This window comes from Clostridium tertium, from assembly GCF_017873245.1.
GTDB lineage: Bacteria > Bacillota > Clostridia > Clostridiales > Clostridiaceae > Clostridium > Clostridium tertium.
This window is the reverse complement of record NZ_JAGGJY010000009.1, coordinates 36633-57639: the sequence shown is the minus strand read 5'-3', so window position 1 is coordinate 57639 and position 21007 is coordinate 36633. Positions and strand designations below refer to the sequence as shown.

Annotated in this window: 18 protein-coding genes and 1 pseudogene; 12 read left to right on the top strand and 7 right to left on the bottom strand. The window is 25.9% G+C overall.

Annotation, left to right across the window (positions count from 1 at the left end):
- Positions 1-524 precede the first annotated feature (524 nt).
- Positions 525-1478, bottom strand: a complete 954-nt coding sequence (locus tag J2Z25_RS11110) for an IS1595 family transposase (protein WP_245173280.1) — start codon at positions 1476-1478, stop codon at positions 525-527.
- Between the two features lie 525 nt (positions 1479-2003).
- Here J2Z25_RS11110 and J2Z25_RS11105 point away from each other — a divergent pair.
- From J2Z25_RS11105 to J2Z25_RS11095, 3 genes are all read left to right on the top strand, one after another.
- On the top strand, positions 2004-2672 hold the full coding sequence (locus J2Z25_RS11105) for a response regulator transcription factor (RefSeq protein ID WP_209740527.1): 669 nt from the start codon (positions 2004-2006) through the stop codon (positions 2670-2672).
- Positions 2672-4045, top strand: coding sequence for a HAMP domain-containing sensor histidine kinase (locus J2Z25_RS11100; RefSeq protein WP_209740525.1), 1374 nt, complete (start codon positions 2672-2674; stop codon positions 4043-4045). The genes J2Z25_RS11105 and J2Z25_RS11100 overlap by 1 nt, the downstream gene beginning before the upstream one ends.
- Before the next feature lie 158 nt (positions 4046-4203).
- Complete coding sequence (locus tag J2Z25_RS11095) at positions 4204-4536, top strand: hypothetical protein (RefSeq protein WP_209740523.1); 333 nt, start codon at positions 4204-4206, stop codon at positions 4534-4536.
- Between the two features lie 46 nt (positions 4537-4582).
- On the opposite strand, the gene J2Z25_RS11090 is transcribed toward J2Z25_RS11095, so the two are convergent.
- From J2Z25_RS11090 to J2Z25_RS11080, 3 genes are all read right to left on the bottom strand, one after another.
- Positions 4583-6382 (bottom strand): methyl-accepting chemotaxis protein, encoded by a 1800-nt coding sequence (locus J2Z25_RS11090; RefSeq protein ID WP_209740521.1) that lies wholly within the window; start codon positions 6380-6382, stop codon positions 4583-4585.
- Positions 6383-6545: 163 nt separating this feature from the next.
- On the bottom strand, positions 6546-6704 hold the full coding sequence (locus J2Z25_RS11085) for a hypothetical protein (RefSeq protein WP_008680812.1): 159 nt from the start codon (positions 6702-6704) through the stop codon (positions 6546-6548).
- Positions 6705-6799: 95 nt separating this feature from the next.
- Positions 6800-7030: a hypothetical protein gene (locus tag J2Z25_RS11080; RefSeq protein WP_099345776.1), complete on the bottom strand. Its 231-nt coding sequence runs from the start codon at positions 7028-7030 to the stop codon at positions 6800-6802.
- Between the two features lie 186 nt (positions 7031-7216).
- Between J2Z25_RS11080 and J2Z25_RS11075 the strand changes: the two genes are divergently transcribed.
- The 6 genes from J2Z25_RS11075 (at position 7217) to J2Z25_RS11050 (ending at position 13870) form a co-directional block, all read left to right on the top strand.
- On the top strand, positions 7217-7975 hold the full coding sequence (locus tag J2Z25_RS11075; protein WP_209740519.1) for an HAD-IIB family hydrolase: 759 nt from the start codon (positions 7217-7219) through the stop codon (positions 7973-7975).
- A gap of 231 nt (positions 7976-8206) precedes the next feature.
- The gene (locus J2Z25_RS11070; RefSeq protein ID WP_209740517.1) at positions 8207-9142 is read left to right on the top strand and encodes a type I phosphomannose isomerase catalytic subunit; all 936 of its coding nucleotides are present in this window, start codon (positions 8207-8209) and stop codon (positions 9140-9142) included.
- A gap of 208 nt (positions 9143-9350) precedes the next feature.
- Entirely contained in the window at positions 9351-10061 is a 711-nt protein-coding gene (locus tag J2Z25_RS11065) for a GntR family transcriptional regulator (RefSeq protein WP_209740515.1), read from the top strand.
- Between the two features lie 241 nt (positions 10062-10302).
- Positions 10303-11214, top strand: coding sequence for an ROK family protein (locus tag J2Z25_RS11060; RefSeq protein WP_209740513.1), 912 nt, complete (start codon positions 10303-10305; stop codon positions 11212-11214).
- A gap of 36 nt (positions 11215-11250) precedes the next feature.
- Positions 11251-12243, top strand: a complete 993-nt coding sequence (locus J2Z25_RS11055) for an aldo/keto reductase (protein ID WP_209740511.1) — start codon at positions 11251-11253, stop codon at positions 12241-12243.
- Between the two features lie 175 nt (positions 12244-12418).
- Positions 12419-13870, top strand: a complete 1452-nt coding sequence (locus tag J2Z25_RS11050) for an ABC transporter substrate-binding protein (RefSeq protein ID WP_008680801.1) — start codon at positions 12419-12421, stop codon at positions 13868-13870.
- Between the two features lie 181 nt (positions 13871-14051).
- Here J2Z25_RS11050 and J2Z25_RS11045 read toward each other — a convergent pair whose 3' ends face one another.
- Positions 14052-14906, bottom strand: a complete 855-nt coding sequence (locus J2Z25_RS11045; RefSeq protein WP_008680800.1) for an AraC family transcriptional regulator — start codon at positions 14904-14906, stop codon at positions 14052-14054.
- 212 nt (positions 14907-15118) lie between these two features.
- Here J2Z25_RS11045 and J2Z25_RS11040 point away from each other — a divergent pair, with 212 nt between their 5' ends.
- Positions 15119-16861, top strand: a complete 1743-nt coding sequence (locus J2Z25_RS11040; protein ID WP_209740509.1) for an ABC transporter ATP-binding protein — start codon at positions 15119-15121, stop codon at positions 16859-16861.
- Positions 16862-18631: an ABC transporter ATP-binding protein gene (locus J2Z25_RS11035; protein ID WP_209740507.1), complete on the top strand. Its 1770-nt coding sequence runs from the start codon at positions 16862-16864 to the stop codon at positions 18629-18631.
- Positions 18632-18681: 50 nt separating this feature from the next.
- Here J2Z25_RS11035 and J2Z25_RS11030 read toward each other — a convergent pair whose 3' ends face one another.
- Complete coding sequence (locus J2Z25_RS11030) at positions 18682-19971, bottom strand: glycoside hydrolase family 125 protein (RefSeq protein WP_209740505.1); 1290 nt, start codon at positions 19969-19971, stop codon at positions 18682-18684.
- Between the two features lie 261 nt (positions 19972-20232).
- Between J2Z25_RS11030 and J2Z25_RS18600 the strand changes: the two genes are divergently transcribed.
- Positions 20233-20529: a hypothetical protein gene (locus tag J2Z25_RS18600; protein WP_245173285.1), complete on the top strand. Its 297-nt coding sequence runs from the start codon at positions 20233-20235 to the stop codon at positions 20527-20529.
- 47 nt (positions 20530-20576) lie between these two features.
- Here the strand turns inward: J2Z25_RS18600 and J2Z25_RS18595 are convergent.
- Positions 20577-20780: pseudogene (locus tag J2Z25_RS18595) on the bottom strand (DUF624 domain-containing protein); the annotation flags it as partial.
- Positions 20781-21007: the final 227 nt, after the last annotated feature.

Below are 21007 nucleotides of genomic sequence, written 5' to 3'. Positions count from 1 at the left end.
AATAAATTGTACTATTAGAAATATGCATGATGATAATACAATAAGAATTATATACACATATTAGTAGAATACATATACGTGTGGTTTAAATATTAATACTATGTAAATGTGTTTTAACAAATTGTTGGTTTTATAAAATGAAAATATAAGAATAGTGATATAAAAATAAAAATTTATGTTGTTATTAATAATGAAGATTTATGATGTTATTAATTAGAAATGTTATAAAGAAATCAAAGAAAAGTGCTATAAAATAAAGTGCTATAAGGAAATTATATTAAGTCACTATAAAAAATATATAAAATATAAATTACAAAAAATATATATAAGCGATATAAAGATATAAAATACAGATTGGCATTGAATTTCTAAAATGAAAATTGTTTGATATCACAAAATTTTATAATAAATATAGGTGTAGGATACCAGAATAGGTTATAAAATTTATTTTCAATTAAAAAAGTGTTATGAAATAAATTAAAAAAAGATTATAAAAAATGATTATATAGAAAATTAATCAATAATTACCAATACAAGTATATTGATAAGATAATTTGATTAGAGTTACAAAGGGAATAGTTAGATTTATAGTCAAGAATATACCAACTTAAATAGTTTTCTAAATATTTTGTGGCAACACCTTTAAACCTCTTAAGCCACCTATAAATATTAAAAGAGAAACTATGTATATGAGGTAAGGTAATATAGGAAAAAGTATTTTTAGCATTTAAACTTTCAGATTTAATTTCATTGAATTTATCGATTTTTGTTTTAGGAAGTGTAGAGTTATGCTTTTTAGCAAAGGCAACTAAACATCTATCTCCAGAAGTAGCTAAAAATGCTGATTTATCTAAATTTGGATAGAAGTTTTTTGATATTGATGCCAAGGAAATAGAATATCTGCATACTGCCTTAGATAAAATTGATTTGTTATTATCCATGGCACAAATTATAAATATTTTTTCTTTACTAAAAGTTTTAGAATTTTTATTCCCTTTAAAATTTTCTTTTATCATTATTTTATTTGCTTCAACATAATCTTTTAAAATTTTGAAATTATTATTAGATGCCTCTGCAACAAGTATTTTATGCCTCCAATAAAATGATGTTGCAATATTTATTCCTAAAATGTGTGCACAAGATCTTATAGACATGCCACTATTCATAAGTGATAAATATTTCATCCATAAGGTAATATTTTTCTTTGAGTAAATAAAAGGCGAATTAGTTTTTGCAGAAAATGTTTTAGAGCAGTTTCTATTTTTGCATTTATATCTTTGAATCCCTTTAAATTTTCCATTTTTAATAAAAGTACTATTTTTACAATAAGGGCAATAATTGATTTCTTTATTTTTAAATATGTCTATTGTGTTCAGAGAGTTTAAATGATCATTAATTGATTTAAAGTTATTTTTAATAGCTTTTTCTTTTATAGGATCAGTGCTATATTCAATAATAGTTTTAACTTTACATTTCATTTTAATCATCCTTATTATTATTATTATTATTATTTTCAATATTGAAAAGGTAGAGTGTTTTTAGATGCATATAATATACATTTTAATTTTAGACAATTAAGTTATGGATTAATCAATTATAAGTTAATAATATTAATAAACAACACGTTTTTAAAACACATATATAGGAAAAAATATGAAGTATAGAGTAGAATTAATTGAACAATTTAATGGTATGAATATATAGTCTTTATTTTGTGATTTGAATAATTATATATAGTTTTTATGTTATGATATATTATGTATAAATAAATATTTGGAAATGTCAGTAGAGAATATATATTAGTACAAAATATATATTTTGTATAAAAAATATAAAATAATACAATATTTAAAGTTTTTTTATTATATAAAAATATGGGTTACTTATGGATATATAATTATTAAATTGTATAGCTCTTATATTTAATATCTTATATTTTATATTTAATGTTTTACAATTTATGTTTTATATTTTATACGTTATTTTCTATAATTGGAGGATATATGAGCAAGATTTTAGTAGCAGAAGATGAGAAGCAAATAAGTAAAGTTATGAAATTATATCTTGAAAAAGAGGGGTATGAGGTTACTTTGGCTAATGATGGCAAAGTAGCAGAGGACTTAATCGAAAATAATACATATGATTTAGTTATATTAGATATAATGATGCCTAATAAGGATGGTTGGTATCTTTTAAAGAAAGTAAAATCTTTAAATAATAAAACTCAGGTTATTATAACTAGCGCTAGAGGTGAAGAGGAAGATAGGATCTTTGGATTTGAGCTTGGAGCGGATGATTATATGGTAAAGCCTATAAGTATGAGAGAATTAGTTTTAAGAGTTGGGTTAAGGATTAATAGTGTTAAAAATGAATATACTAAGGAAATTAAGTTAGGTAATTTAAGAGTAGATGATAATAATAGAAGAGTTTTTGAAAATAAGAAAGAAATTATTTTAACTCCTAAGGAGTATGATTTATTAATGTTTTTAATGAAAAATAAGAATAGAGTTTTTACAAGAGAGGATTTAATAACTAGTGTTTGGGGATATGATTTTTACGGAGATACTAGAACCGTAGATACTCATGTTAAAAAGCTTAGAGAAAAGTTAGAATTTTTTAGGGAGAATCTAAAGACTGTATGGAGGGTAGGCTATAGCCTTACTATAGAATAATGAATAAGATAAGTAAAAGAATAGTTAAATATATGATATTAATGAATTTAGTAGTGGCTATTATTGGATTGATCTTGACATCATTTATTTTACCAAAGATTTATATAAATAATGAATATATTGATTTGGAAGAAGCTAGTGAATATGTTTTAGAAGCAGCAAAGAATAATACTGTTACAGATTTGGCGAATATATATGCTGTATTAATTAATAATGGCAAAGTTACGAATATGTGCAAAGCTAATAATGGAAATGGGCATATGGGGCAAATGGGTAAGATGGGCATGATGGGGAAAATGAATTCTATAGATTACGAAAGTATAAAAGGTAGGCAGGTTTTTAAGTCTAGTGATGGTAATACATATATAGGTCTTAAAAGAAATTCTAGCTATGGTGATATAGTTGTTTATAAAAGTTATGAAGGAACAAAATCATTAATAAAAAGTGTTAATTTAATAATGATATCAATATTTTTATTTTCATTAATTATATCTACTTTTATAGCTGTTTATCTCGGAGGAAAATTTACAAAACCAATAATATCTTTAAGAAAAAGGGCTAATGATATTTCTAAAGGAATATATAGTAGTAAGATTGAAATTAATACGAAAGATGAGATTCAGGAATTAAATGACAGTATAGATAATATGGCTAAGGAGCTTGAAATCAAAGATAATATGCAAAAGGAATTTATTGCAAATGTAAGTCATGACTTAAAAACTCCATTAAGTGTAATTAGAGCTAATAGTGAAGTTATAAAGGATGGATTAGTTTCTGATAAGGAAGTTGTTGAATATGCATCTAGTATAATTGAAGAAGTTGATGTATTAACAGACCTTGTAGGAGAAATATTGGTTTTAACGAAACTAAGAGATAATAAAAAAATAATTAAGCCGTCTGAGTATGATATTAAGAGGTTTGTAAAGGAAAGTTATGATAAGTTAAACAATTATTTAATTAATGGCAATTATAATAACTATGATTTACAGCTTAAAATAGATAAAAATTTATATAATAAGAATATATTTGCATCTATAGATAATAATTATTTATTTAGAGTATTATCTAACTTTTTTATTAATGCTATAAAACATTCTGAAAGCAAGGATAAAATAGTATTTGGAATGAGAGAAGTAGAAAATAATATAGAAGTATATATGAAGGATTATGGAAAGGGAATAGTGCCGGAATCTATTAATTATATTTGGGATAGATATTATAAGGAAGATAAAAGTGGGGGAATGGGTTTAGGGCTAGCAATTTCCAAGGAGATAATATTAGCACATGGATTTAATTATGGAGTTGAAAGTAATATAGGAGAAGGAAGTAAATTTTATTTTGATATTCCTAGAAGTTTAATAAAAGAAAAATAAGTTTTCACAAATTCATCACAAATTAACCATTAACTTATTAAAACTAAGAGTTATTATAATCTTAAAGATACCTAATAAGTAAGAGATTGATAGAAATGTTTATTTATTAGAGTAATATTTAATCCATTAAGAAGATATTTGTTGGAGGTATAATAACTATGAAAAAATTAATTTTATCACTATCTATAATAGGTGCTATTACAATAGGGACAGGAGCTATAGCTTTTGCAGCTGAGGAAGATAGTCCGGTAACAAATTCAGTTGGAGCAGAGGTAAGCGAAACTGATAATTCTAATATAGATCAAGATTATAATATAAATGAGGACAATAATTACTCAGGATGGAGAAATCAAAATTGTCCTTATTACGGGGAAGGATACCAAGGTCAAGGACAAAAAAGTGAAGAAGAAAATAGATATGGATTTAATTCAGAAAGTAGAGGAAGAGGAACTTGTAGAAGATCTGGTTCTATGATGGGATTTAGATATTAATTATCAAAACAATAATAGGTAGATTCGAATGAATCTACCTATTAGTTTAAAGTTTAAATTTTGATATTAAATCTAAAAGTTCTTGAGCTAACTGGGATTGATTTTGAGCAGTTTCAGAAATTGTGATTATTGCATTTGTAGTATCATTTATGCTATCTTTAACAGAATTTACATTTGCTGATGAACTTTGAGTCATTGAGGCTACAGAATGAACAGCATCATTTAATTCGTTCATTGTTGCAGAAACTTCTTCTGACATTGCAGCAATATCTTCACTCATATCCTTAATAAATATTCCATCCTTCTCGTATTTATCACCAACTTTAATAAATCCTTTAAATTCTTTCATAATTTCATTATTCATAAATTGTAATAGTTTATTACTACTATCAGTTATATTATTAAAGGATATTTGAACTTGCTTTATAGTATCTTTTACGTTTTGTACTGATGAACGAGATTGTTCGGCTAGAGTTCGAACTTCTTCGGCTACTACTGCAAATCCCTTTCCTTGCTCACCAGCTCTAGCAGCCTCAATTGCTGCATTTAAAGCTAAAAGATTAGTTTGCTCAGCAATTTCTTCAATGGAGTTAGCCATATTAACTATTTCATGAACTATTTTTCCTTTTTCGATTGATGATTTTATATCATTTTCAACATCTCTATATAAGTTACTTGTATTATCAATAACATATTCAGTATTTTGTTTAATATTAGTTGAACGTTTTTGAATTTTTTCAGAATTCATATTTCCATCATTAGCTTTTTCTGAAAGTACATCTATACTAGAGCTTACTTCTAAAATTGAAGCTGATAATTCTTCAGTTATGGCACTAGTTTCTTGGATTGTAGAATTAATGTCATTAGAAGATTCGTTTATCAAATCAAATTGAGCTGTTACTTCTTCTATTGAGATAGCTAAATTCTCACATGAATTGTTAACCATTTCAGTACTGTTTTTAAAGGAATTTATTATATTTCTTAAGTTTTCTTGAGCTATGTTTAGAGATGTACCAATGGCTCCAAATTCATCATTATAAGCAACATCTATAGATTCTGTTAAGTCATATTTTGCTATTCTATTAGATAAAGCCATTATTTTCTTTAGTGATTTCGTAATTCTAATTGTAATTCTTGCCGATGATATTAAAATTATTAATATTGAAATTACTATTACAATTGAAGTAAGTTTTAATGAATTATTATAGATAGCTTTATTAGATATAATAGATTCTTGGGCCCACTTACTATTTAATTCCACCAATCTATCTATTTTTATAATAAAATGTCCACGATTAGTATCTAAATCATATGCATAGGCATTTGCTTCAGTAAATTTTTTTTCTTTAACTAATGAAATTATTTTATTAGTTGTTTCTTCTAGTTCTTTTAATGAAGATATTATTTCATCAAATCTTTCTTTATCTTCTTCTTTGGTAATTGAATTACTATATAACTGTATAAGTTGTTCATTTCTTTGATTATTATAATAAATATTTTGCATCAATAATTTATTTTCATTATCATCTCTGCTTATAATTAATTGTTTACTAGCAAGATAATTGTAAGTAGAGTTTTCTGATAGTTCATTTATGTAAGTTATTCCTAAAGTATTATTAAAATAAAGCTTTTCAGATGCGTCATTAATTTGCTTCATGTTATAAAGCCCTAGTCTCCAGATAAATATTATTAAGACTATAATTAAAAGGAAACAGCTTATAAGCCTATTTGATATTTTATGTGCTCTCCTATTCTTAGTTCTTTTATTTTTTTCTATTTTTGAATTTTTTCGTAATTTAAATTTTTTTTCTTTATTTCTATTTTTAATTTCAAAAAATTTTTTCATATAACCCTCCCATAAATTCTAAATATAAGTGATTTTAAAATAAGTTGTATAAAAATAAAAAAAATAGACAACTGTTTTAATTATCGGAAAATTTTCCTGATAATTTAGTAGTTGTCCATTTAAATGTAATATTAGTTTATTTTAAATTATATTTGTCTATATTTTAATATAATTGATTTTTACTAGTATTTCTAGCAACTTGTTCTTTCTTAGTATATTCATAAAATGAGGTAGATATATTACTTGAGGTAACAGGAGTCGCGAAACTTTTATTTTTCATTGGAATTTTTCCATCTGTTCTTTTTTTCTTATTGTTAGACATATTGTATCTCTCCTTTATAATAAAATCTTATTTTAAAAACTAGAGAAATATTAGCATATAAATTATTTTCTTAGGCATTGTTCAATTAATATAGCTTATTTACTTGGAGCATTTGTATCAATTTCAGGATCTACTTCTGGTTGCTCCGTATAATCAAATTCCATATAAGCAATATTATTTACAACTATATCATCCTCTACTGTGCTAGGTAATGGACTGGATGGTCCTTCAATCTTTCCATGACTAACTAGAGAATGTTTTTCTGGTGCATATCCAGTTCTTTCATTAGGTAAATAAATTTTTTTCTTGTTAGGTTTTGTTGGCATATAAATCCCTCCTTATACTTATATTATTTGAAATATGAAGTTTTTAATTCCTAGTATTATCTTCTAAAAATGCATAAAGATTATTTTAAACAAAATATAATGGTGTAAAAATTTATTTATAAAAATTTAAGTAATGATATGGTAAAATTGTAGTATAAAAATATTAATATACTACTGGAGGAATAAATGATTAAATTACTAGCGACAGATCTTGATGGGACACTAATAAAAAATGATCAAGTTACAAAAAGAGATAAGGATGCTATAATTAAGCTTCAAAAGCAAAAAGAGTTATTAGTAGTTTCAACAGGAAGACCATATAATGGAGTACAAATGTTAAAGGATGAATATAAGATATTTGCAAATTATTATGTATTACTAAATGGAGCTTTAATAGTAGATACTTTAGGAACAAAGATTAAGCAAGAAATAATTGAAAAAGATATAATTAAAAGCATTATAAATGAAATAAAAGAAGAAAATGTAGCTATTTCAGTAGAATCAGGCTTTAATACATATTTATTAACAGATGGAGATAATTTACCATATCCTAAGAAGGAAAGAGTAAATTCAGTAGATGAAATAGAAGAGGAATTAAGTTTAATTTCTATATACAGTCCTGAAAAAGATATATTAGAAATAGAGGAAGTTAAAAATAAAATTAATAAAAAATATGAAGATAAGATAATTGCATACAGAAATGATATTTATATAGATATAGTACCATTAGGGTGTTCAAAAGGAAATGGAATAAAGTATATTGCTAAACAAGAGTTTATAAAAGATGATTACATATATACTATAGGTGATTCATGGAATGATGTTACTATGTTTAATATAACTAAAAATTCATTTACATTTCATCATGTAGAAGAAGAACTAAAGGAGCATGCATCATATTTAGTTGACTCTGTAGCAGATTGCATAGAAGAGTACATTTTATAGATTAAAGAATATAAGATATGGAATAGGAATTTATTTGATATTTATATGCTAATAAACATCTAAATAATATTATTATGAAAATTAATAAAAAGATTATATAATAAGAAATATATTAGAAAGAATATTTTACAATTACATAAAAGTATGGAAAATATATTAAAAAGTATATATTTTTGTTATATACTATACAGTAGTAAGAGTATAATTATAGTTACAAGAGGAGGAAGATTAATGTATCCAATTAGATTTGAAAACCTTTATTATGAAAAAATATGGGGTGGTAGAGATTTTGAAGCTTTTAGGGATAATATGCCAGAAGGTGAAATAGGAGAAACATGGGATATAGCCTGTCATCCAAATGGAACAGGAATTGTTGTAAATGGTTCATTAAAAGGAACTAGCTTTGATGACTTAATAAAAGAATATGGACATGAACTTGTTGGGAAAAAGATAACACTTGAAAAATTTCCTTTACTTATAAAACTTATAAATTCAAAAGAAAAACTATCTGTACAAGTTCATCCAGGAGATGAATATGCCGCAAAGTATGAAGGCGATTACGGAAAAACAGAAGCTTGGTATGTGATGGATGCTAAGCCAGGCGCATCATTAATAGTAGGAACAAAAGATTGTACTAAAGAACAATTTGAAGAAGCTATAAAAAATAATGATGTGGAAAATTATTTAAATAAAATCGAAGTTAAAAAAGGTGATTGTTTCTTAATAAATAGTGGATTAGTTCATGCTATATGTGAGGGTGTTATAATAGCAGAAATTCAACAAAATAGTGATGTAACATATAGAGTATATGACTATGGAAGACCAAGAGAAATTCATGTTGAAAAAGCATTAGATGTTATAAATTTTGATCTTCAATGTGAAAATTTAAGTGAAAAAGAAGTAGTAAATTATAATGGATATAATCATAGCTTACTATGTAAAAATGAGTATTTTGGAATAGAAAAGATAGTAATTACTTCAGAATATAAAGATGCAAGTGATGTTGAAAAATTTGATATGTATACTTGCGTTGAAGGTGAAGGAACTATAGAGGGCAAGGATTTCTCAGAAACTATAAAGATGGGGGATAGTTATTTAATACCAGCAACTTTAGGAGAATATAAAATAAAAGGTAATGTTACTGTTTTAAAGAGTTATCCAGTATAATAATTAGTTAATTAATGCCCCTGAGGTCAACGAAATTTGAAAGTTCCCAATTATTTGTATATCAGGGGTATAATTTGATTGTAGCTATATCTTTGCTAGTATATAATAGTAATTAAATTAGAAATTTAATTACGTAAAATTATAGTTTATAATATATATCTTCTATGTTTAATTTAAATTAATATTGATGTATAAGAGGGAGAATAGCATGACTAAGTATGAGCAAATAGCTATATACATAAAAGAAAAAATTATTAATGGCGAATATAAAGCAAATGAACAATTACCTTTTGAAAAGGAAATTTGTGAAAAATTTAATGCTAGCAAGATGACTGTAAAAAAAGCATTAGATTTATTAGTAATGGAGGGGCTAATAGTTAAAAGAAGAGGAGCAGGAACCTTTGTAAAAGATATGTCTCAAGATCAAATTGAAGATTTATCAATTAAAAATCAATTTGCAGGATTAACAGTAACAAATGCTGGACATAAGATAGAGAGTAAATTGTTAGATTTTAAAATTATAAATGCAGATTCAAAAATAGCAGAAAATCTAAAAATTGATGAAGATGATTTTGTATGTTTTATACATAGAGTTAGATATGTAGATGAAAAAGCTTTAGTAATTGAGAAGACATATATGCCATTATATCTTTTCCCTGGGATAAAAAGATCTGATGCAGAAGGTTCTTTATATAGCTATATACAAGATAAAATGAAGTTGAAAATACAAAGTTCTCACTCAACTGTTAGAGCCAGAAAATCAAATGAAATAGATAAGGAATACTTACATTTAGAGAGTGATGAACCAGTTTTAGAAGTTGAAAGAATAGGATATTTAGACAATGGTAAAGTATTTGAATATTCATTTTCAAGGCATAGATATGATACATATGAATTTAAAGCTATAATAGTAAGATAGATATAGGTTTAAAGTTAATAGACTAGATTAATAAAAAAATATAGGTTAAAATATAAAATTGTTATATATGATTTAAATTATAAAGTAAATAATTAGATAAAGTAAATAAGTTTGCATACGATTTAATTTGATTATAAAAACTACTTGTTAGTAGTTTTTGATTTATAGTATTCCAGAAAACGTTTTTATAATTATATAAATTTAGAACATAAAAATTTTAATAATAGGGAGATGGAAAGATATGAAGAACTATATAGTATTTGATATTGGTGGAAGCAGTGTAAAGTACGCAATTATAACAGACGAAGGAGAGTTTGTATCAAAGGGAAGCTATAAATCAGAAAAAGATAATTTTGAATTATTCAAAGTATCTATGATTGATGTAATTAACAAAGCAAAGGAAGAACATAACATAGATGGTGTAGCTGTAAGTGCACCTGGAGGAGTAGACAGTGAATCGGGATTAATTGGAGGAGCAAGTGCTTTACCTTGTATTCATGGACCAAACTTCAAAAAAGTATTTGGGGAAGATTTAGGATTAACTTTAGAAATAGAAAATGATGCAAATTGTGCTGCCTTAGGTGAAGTATGGAAAGGTGCTGCTAAAGATAATAATGATGTATTATTTGTAGTATGTGGTACAGGAATTGGTGGAGCAGTTATAAAGGATAAAAAAATCCATAAAGGAAATAATCTACATGGTGGAGAATTTGGATATTGTATTTTGGATAGAGTTCATGAAGGCGATAAAGTAAGCTTTAAAACTTGGAGTAAGACAGGTGCTGTTGGAGCTTTATTAGAAAATGTAGCGAAATTAAAAAACATTTCTATAGATGAAATAGACGGGAAAAAAGTTTTTGAGTTAGCTGATAATGGAGATTTAGATTGTATTCATGCTATAGATGAGTTTTATTTAAATAATGCAATGGGGATATTCAATATTCAATATATGTATGATCCAGAGAAAATTATTCTTGGAGGAGCAATAAGTAGTAGACCAGATTTCATAGATAAAATAAATGAAAAAATAGATATAATAATGAAAAATGTACAAGAAGGAAAAGTTAGACCTATAATTGAAAAGTGTAAATTTGAAAATGATGCAAATTTATTAGGAGCATTATTTAATTACTTACAAAGAAATAAAATATAATTGGGAATATAGCGATTTAATAGAAGGAAAGAGAATATGCACAATATAAATGAAAACAGGTATGATGAAATGAAATATATTAAGTGTGGTAACAGTGGATTATATTTACCTAGGGTTGCTTTAGGTTTATGGCATAACTTTGGATCTGTAGATACAATTGAAAATCAAAAAGCGATAATATTTGAGGCTTTTAATAATGGAATAACACATTTTGATTTAGCAAACAACTATGGTCCTATATATGGTTCTGCAGAAGAGAACTTTGGCAGAATACTAAATAGTGAGCTTAGTAAATATAGAGATGAAATGATTATATCAACAAAAGCTGGATATGATATGTGGCCAGGCCCTTATGGAAATGGTGGTTCAAGAAAATATTTAATTTCAAGTTTAGATCAAAGTTTAAAAAGAATGAACTTAGATTATGTTGATATATTCTATCACCATAGACCAGATCCAGACACACCACTTGAAGAAACTATGGGAGCATTAACTGATATAGTAAAGCAAGGAAAAGCATTATATATAGGTTTATCAAATTATCATCCAAAAGAATTAAAAGAAGCTTCTAGAATATTAAAGGAAAATGGTACTCCATGTCTTATCCATCAATTTAGTTATAGTATGTTTAACCGCTTAAGTGAGGTAGAAGGCTTACATGATGTTCATAAGGAAGAAGGAATAGGTTCAATAGCATTTTCACCTTTAGCTCAAGGACTATTAACTAATAAATATCTTCATGGAATTCCAGAAGGTTCAAGAGCTAAAAAGGTAAGTAGTAAATTTTTAAATGAAAAAGATATAACTGCTGAAAAGCTTGACAAAATAAGAAAATTAAATGATATAGCAGGAGAAAGAGGGCAAACATTAGCTCAAATGGCATTAGCTTGGGTATTAAGAAATGATGCTGTTACAACTGTTCTTATAGGTGCTAGTAAGGCAGAACAAATAGTGGACAATAAGAAAATAATAAATAATTTAAGCTTTAGTGTTAAAGAACTTGAAATTATTGAGGAAATATTAAAGTAGATCTCTATTTATTTGGCTTCCAGGTGCAATACACCTGGAAGCTTATTTTTTGTTTAAAGTATAGAATTTAGCTAGAGTTAGTTAATCAAATATGAAATAAGTACACTGTAAAGTGTTAATTCAAAATATTATAATTATATTTGTAAACGTTATTAAATTAAGGGGGAAAAAGATAATGAGAAAAATAAAAAAGATGGTTGCATTAGCAACTTGTGCAATAATGGCAACCTCAGCTATATTCACGGGATGTGGTAAGTCAACAGGAGCCTCTAGTTCAAATGGAGATAAGCTAACTACTTTAACTTGGTATGCAATTGGAGAGGAACCAAAAGATCTTGATAAAGTATTAGCTGAAGCCAATAAATATTTAGAAGATAAAATAAATGCTCATCTAGATATGAAATTTATAGGATTTGGTGATTATAATCAAAAAATGTCCGTGGTAATTAATTCAGGAGAAGATTATGATTTAGCATTTACATGTTCATGGGCTGGAGACTATTTAGGAAATTCAAGAAAAGGAGCTTTCTTAGAGTTAGATGAATATTTAAATTCTGATACAGGAAAGAAGTTAAAAGAAACTGTTGATTCAAGATTCTGGGAAGGAGCAACTATAGATGGTAAGATTTATGGTGTACCAAATCAGAAAGAATTAGGAGTAGCTCCTATGTGGACATTTACTAAAGAATATGTTGATAAATATAATATACCATATCAAGATATTCACAGTTTAGAAGACTTAGAACCATGGTTAAAAGTTATAAAAGAAAATGAACCTGATGTAGTTCCTCTATATATAACTAAAGGATTCTCTTACACAGTATTCTTTGATCAATTAGTAGATCCAGTTGGAATAGAAGCTAAGGATACATCTTTAACTATAAAGAATATGTTTGAAACACAAGAAATGAAGGATAGATTAAATACTTTAAGGAAGTATTATCAAGCTGGATATATAAATGCAGATTCTGCTACAGCTCAAGATGATAAATCTGTTAAGAGGTTTGTAACAAAGGGTGATGGACAACCATATGCAGATACACTTTGGTCAAAAGCATTGAATTACCCAGTAGTATCATCTCCAATAGTTGATACATTAATAACTAATGGATCAACAACAGGATCATTAATTGCAATATCAAATAACTCAAAAAATAAAGATAAGGCTTTTGAATTTTTAACATTATTAAATACAGATGAAACTTTAAGAAATTTAATAAACTATGGTGTTGAAGGCGTTCATTATGAAAAGGTAGATGATGATCATATAAAGATAACTAATCCAGATCAAAAAAATTATGATGTGCCATACTTCTCATTAGGAAATTTATTTATAACGTATAAATTAGAAGGTGAACCAGCATCAAAATGGGATGAGTTTAAAGATTTCAATGATAAATCAAAAGTATCACCAGCATTAGGATTTAAATTTGATTCTTCAAGTGTTTCTAATGAAATTGCAGCTATAAATAATGTCTTAGAAGAATTTAAGTCAACTCTTTATAGTGGATCAGTAGATATTGATGAATACTTAGGAAAATTAAATGCTAAGTTAAAGGAGCAAGGAATAGATAAAGTTATAACTGAAATGCAAAAGCAAGTAGATGAATGGAAGAAGACTAAATAAAACTAATCATAAATTTATATATAAATAAATTAAATAAGAATAAATGGTTATGAAAGTTTAGCTTCATAGCCATTTATTTTTAACGTTAAAAGTATAAGTATAAGTATTAATACTACATTATATTTTCATTTTTCTGGGCCTTAGGGACAGTACCCCTGGAGCCCATTTTCTTATAGTATATTTAACTGGCATTTCGTGACTTGTTAGGTGAAACCCCATAGTACTTTTTATATAGTTTGCTAAAGTAATATGGGTCACTATATCCAACCATTTTTGCAATAGATTTTATTGAAAGTTTCGAGTCATCTAATAGTTCTTTTGCTTTAGATAATCTTATTTGTATTAAGTAGTTTATAGGAGAATCACCCATAAGTTCTTTAAAAATCTTAGATATATAAACAGGGCTTAAATACATATTTTTTGATAATGTATACAATGAAATGTCTTCTGTATAATTTTCAGTTAAGTATTTTGTTATGCTTTCAACTAATGCTTTCTTTTCACGAGATTTAAATGAAAATTCTTTAGAATCACGGGTCGTATCTTCCTCATTTATTTCTCTATACAATAATACAAGTAGTTTCATAACTAGAGATTTAAGCATAAATGGAGAAGTTTGATTATAGGTTTTTTGTTCTTCAACAATTTCTAAACAACTTTTCAATATTTCATCTTTATATTTAGTAAAAGTGAGAACGTTTTTATTACCTATATCAATATAGTCTTTTTTTACATTACTAAATAAGTTTAAATTAGTTAATCCAATATGTAACTCTCTACAATTTGTATTAGCTTCAAATAGTTCCTGATGATATACTCCAGGATTAGAAATAAGCACTTGTCCCTTTTTCAATGTATATTTTTCACCTTCAATTAAATAATCTACAGAACCAGAAGTAATAAAAGAAAGTTCAATAAAATCTTCATGGCAGTGATAATTAGTTTCTGGAACTGGTATTTCTGGTGAACACCATCCATCAATTACAAAAAGTATTTGAGGATTATAACAATCTATATTTGCATGTACTTTATTCATTTTAACATCTCCAAAAATAATTACTTCAATTAGTATAATAATATACATTTAAAGTTTAATATAATACATTTTTATTTTCAATAACTTAGCTATAATCTTACTTAGAAATAAATAATATAAGGAGAACTTGGTTATGGATATTTTTAAGAGGGTATTTAATTATTAAAACATGTACAAATTTACAAATTAATAATATAAGGAGAGACTTGAGTATGGACAGTTTAAAATGGATATTTAGTTATTTAAAAAAGTACAAGTTCAAATACTTATTTGCACTATTGTTAGTACTATTCACGTCAGCAATTAATATGGTTAATCCATTTATATCAGGAAGAATAGTAGATAAGGTATTAGGAGAAAATCAAACAAATTTATTAATACCTCTTATATTAACTATGATTGCAATTGTAGTATTTAAAGGATTTATAACTTATGCATATCAAATGATATTAGAAAAGATTTCACAAAGGATATTGTTTAAAATAAGAACAGATTTATATGAAAAGCTTTTAGAGTTAGATGTTAATTTCTATAGCAAAGTTAAAACTGGAGATCTTATGGCTAGGATGACAGGTGATACTGATGCTATAAGACACTTTGTTGCGTGGGTAGTTTATAATATTCTTTCATCTGTAACAACATTTGCCTTTGCAATAATATCAATGATGTATGTAAATGCTACATTAACAATATTTATGCTCTTTGTATCACCTTTAATTGGATTCTTTACTTTTAAAATGAGTAAAGAAATTTCACCTACATTCCATAATATAAGAGAAGCATATTCAAGATTAAATTCTGTTGTTCAGGAAAATATAAGTGGAAATAGAGTGGTTAGAGCATTTGGAAGGGAAACTTTTGAAATAGATAAGTTCAATGTAGAAAATAAAAATTATAGAGATAGAAACTTAGATACAATTAAAGTTACAAGAAAATATATACCTAAATTAGAGTTTTTATCAAATAGTTTATCTGTTGTAATGATATTAGTTGGTGGAGTATTAGTTGTAACAAATAAAATAACTCTTGGAGAATTAGTAATCTTTAATAGTCTTTTATGGGCATTAAATAATCCAATGAGAATGTGTGGATATTTAATTAATGATACACAAAGATTTATAGCATCATCAGCTAAGATAATTGAGTTGTTAAGAACAGAAAGTAATATTAAAAATAATGAAGAGACAATTAACCTTAATAAATTTAGAGGAGATATAAGCTTCAAAAATGTAAGTTTAGATATAGATGGAAGAAGAGTAATAAATAATGTCTCATTTGAAGTTAAAGCAGGACAAACAATAGGATTAGTTGGACATACTGGAGCTGGAAAATCTTTAATAATAGATTTATTATCTAGATTCTATGATGCAACTGAGGGAGAAATTTTTATAGATGGAATTAATATAAAGGATATGGATTTAGATATATTAAGAGGAAATGTAGCAATTGCAATGCAAGATATATTTTTATTTTCAGATACTGTTAAGGATAATATAGCGTTTAGCAATCCAAGAGCAAGCTTTCCAGAAGTAAAAAGAATAGCTAAAAAAGCTCAAGCTCATGATTTTATAAAGAGATTAGATGAAGGATATGAAACAATTATAGGTGAAAGAGGAGTAGGACTTTCTGGAGGACAAAAACAAAGGGTATCTTTAGCAAGAGCAATGATGAAAAATGCATCAATATTTGTATTAGATGATGTTACATCAGCTGTTGATATGGAAACAGAAAAGAAAATACAACATGAACTTAAAAATATGGAAGAGAAAAAGACAACATTTATAATTGCTCACAGAATATCCTCATTAAAGCAAGCAGATTTAATATTAGTTTTAGATAATGGAGAAATAGTAGAAAGAGGAAATCATAATGAGCTTGTAAAGAAAGATGGATACTATTCAAGTATATTTTATACTCAATATGGCAATTTGAATTTAGAAGTGGAGGGAGTATAAATGGCAAGAAATAAATATAATGTAGATGAAGAATTAGAAGTTGGTTTTAATTTAGAGTATTTAAAAAGATTATTAAAATATATGAAGCCTTACAAAACAAAAATTTTAACTTCAATATTGTTAATGCTATTATCAAGTTCAATTTCATTAATTGGACCAGTAATAGTAAAGGCAGCATTAGATGTATATATTCCAAATAAAAATATTGGTGGCCTTGTATTATTGTCTATTTTATATGTAATAATATTTATATCAATAGCAGTGATTATGAGACATAGAATGTACACAATGGGAGAAGTAGGACAAAATATATTAGTAGATATTAGACATGATTTATTTAGAAATCTTCAATATGTACCATTTAACTATTATGATTCTAGACCTCATGGGAAAATTTTAGTAAGAGTTGTAAATTATATAAATTCTTTAAGTGATATATTATCAAATGGATTTGTTAATTTAATTGCAGATATGGTTACTTTAGTTATGACTATAATATTTATGTCATTTCTAAGTATAAGATTAACATTAGTAACACTTATTTGTATTCCAATATTATTAGTAGTTATGTTATCTATTAAAAATGCACAAAGAAGAGCTCATCAAAAAGTAAGTGCAAAACAATCAAACTTAAATGCTTATATACATGAAAGCATAAATGGAATAAGAGTAACACAATCATTTTCAAGAAAAAATAAAAATATGGAAATATACAAAGATCTTTGTAATGAATGTAGTGATTCTTGGATGAAGGCTGTAAGCTTAAACTTTCTTGTTTGGCCAAGTATAGACACAATATCAGTTATATCAATTTCACTTATTTATATCTTTGGAATTTTAGTATTTGCAGATGGAATTTCTCTTGGACTTTTAACAGCTTTTATATCTTATGTATGGATATTTTGGGCACCAATAACTAACATAGGGAATTTTTATAATACATTGATAAATGCAATGGCATATTTAGAAAGAATATTTGAAGCAATGGATGAAGAACCTGAATTTGATAAGGAAGATGCAATATCATTACAAGATATTAATGGTGATGTAAAATTTAAAAATGTATATTTTGAATATGAAGAAAATAGTCCTATTTTAGAAAATATAAATATGAAGATAAATGCAGGAGAAAAAATTGCTTTAGTTGGACCAACTGGAGCTGGAAAGACAACTATAGTAAATCTTTTATCAAGATTCTATAGGATAAAATCAGGTAATATTCTTATAGATGAGATAGATATAAATGAGGTTACTTTAAAATCTCTTAGAAAAGAAATAGGAGTTATGCTACAAGATCCATTTGTTTTCTCAGGAACAATAATGGAAAATATAAGATATGGAAAATTAGATGCTACAGATGAAGAGGTTATAAATGCATCAAAAATAGTTAAAGCTGATGATTTTATAAGAGAGTTTAAAGATGGATATAACACATATTTAAATGAGCAAGGAAATGGACTTTCAGTTGGACAAAAGCAACTTATATCTTTTGCAAGAGTATTATTATCTGACCCTAAGATACTAATTTTAGATGAGGCTACATCAAGTATAGATACAGAAACAGAAGCATTATTACAAGAGGGAATAGAAGAATTACTTAAGGGAAGAACGTCTTTTGTTATAGCGCATAGATTATCAACAATAGTTAATTCAGATAAGATAATGTATATAGGAGAAAAACAAATTTTAGAAGAGGGAACCCACGATTCATTAATAAAGCAAAAGGGATTGTATTATAACTTATATAAATCACAATACCTTGATATATAAAATTTATTTTGGCCCTAGGGGAATTACCTCTAGGGCTTTTAAAATATAAATTACTTAATGAACTTTTTATATATAAAATCAGCAAATAATGAGTTTGACCAAGCAAACCATTCTCTTGTAAACTCCATAGGATTGTTACAGTTGAAACCTTCATGCATATAGTTAGTATTACCATCACAATTAATCAAAGTTTCTAATAATTCATTTATTTCTAATTTATTATTAGATGTTAATCCTTGCATTGAAAGTGATATATGCCATATATATTGATCAGGAGTATGGGGACTACCTATTCCACAAGCGGATGTACCTTCATAATAGTAAGGATTATTTTTGCTTAAAATAAATTTACGAGTATTTTGATAAACCTCATCATCTATTGGTTTGTATTCTATATATGGGATAGATAAAAGGCTAGGAACATTAGCATCATCCATTAAATTATAATTACCAAATCCATCTGTTTCATAGGCATAAATTTTACCAAACTCATCATGGTTAACTATACCGAATTTTTCGATTCCTTCATCTATTTGTGTTCTTAGAGATTTAGCTTTAAGACTTAAGGAATAATCATTAAATATTACTTCAGAAATTTCTTCTATATATTTTAGAGCAACACTTGCAAACATATTTGATGGGATTAAGTAACCGTATTTACATGCATCATCACTAGGTCTAAAACCTGACCAAGTCATACCTGTAAAAGTGACTGGAGTTCCTAATCCGTTGTTAGTTAAAGTGTCACTTTCTGGACAATTTAATCTTTGAAATGAATAATCAGATTTTTCAAAATGATATTGTTCATTTTCCCATAAATTTATGATTGAATAAAAAGTATCCTTAATATTATCATTGAAAAAGCTTGCATCATTTGTAGATTTCCAATATTTATAAATTAATCTTATAGGAAAACAAAGTGAATCAATTTCATATTTTCTTTCCCAAACCCAAGGGCTATCCTTAGTTATATCATTGTCCCACTTTAGACTATTAGGTTCTTTATTAAAAGCATTAGCATAGGGATCAATCATAATGCATTTAATTTGTCTATTAATTAATCCAGTAAATAAATCTTTCAATACAGGATATTTATTAACGAATGGTAAGTAATGTTCTACTTGAGAAGTTGAATCTCTAAGCCACATTGCAGGGATATCTCCTGTGATAATAAAAGTATCATTTTCTTCATAAAGCACAGTTGTATCAATAGTATTTATAAAACAATTTAGAAATAAATTTCTTAGTTTTACATCATTAATTGATTTTGAAAGATCTGTTCCTATTTCTTTTAATGTATCTTTAAATATGTTTAGTTTTTCATTATTAGTGTTTTGCATTAACACCCCTCCTGTAATATATAACTTGTATTTAATTATTTTTGATATTTATATTTTAGAATATTAAAACTATATTCATTATTGTATATGTTTTCATTTTTGAATAAAATATCAATTGCTATTTTTCTAGAATAAGTTATATATTTTTAGAGTTTAAACATTAAATTTAGATTATATATATAAGCTAAGATATCAAAATTAAATTAAGAAATATTCTGTTTCTTTGATATACCTTCTAGCTCATACAATAAAGATTTATTTATGAATAGTAATGAAAAAGATAGTAGACTAGAAATAAATAATATTATTGTTCCAGGAGTTATTTCAAATAAAATAAGTGAAAAAATAAATAATAATAAATTGGTTATAGTTAGTATTGGTCTTGTAAAGCATAAAATAAATGATGTTCTTAATATATCAATAGTTTTCATTTTAAATCTACTAATAAGTATAAAGATAAAAGGTGTAACAGCAGCTATAATAATAGTAATAGCAGAAAATAAACAAACTAAAACAACATTATACTTTATTAATGAGAAAAATCTTATATTAAAATAAATTATAATTATTAGTAAGAGTTCAATGAACCAAATCAGAAATGATTGCTTGAAATTAAGTTTAATTCCATTTGTGAAATCTTTTATAATATTTAAATCTTTATTTACAATTATTTTATTCATGCAATAAAGTAATGCTGTAAATGTTGGCATAGCTGGAAGTAAACAAATCAAGAATAAAGGAAAGTATTTAAAAATATTACTTATGCCTATAAATATAAAGAAGAGTATTAAAGGAATATTAAAAAGCATAAAAAATAAGTTCAATAAGAAAAACCAGAATACATAGTTAAATGAATCAAAGATTTTTTCAAAATTAAAGAAATTACCAAACACATAAATCCCTCCGTAAATGTTTACTTGTAATAAGTAGTATAGTTTAATGAATTCATAAATTCAATTTTTTATGTATAAATTATATTTTTATCTAGAAAAAGTACAATAAAAATATAAATTAGCACTTATGAAAAGCTTTAAAT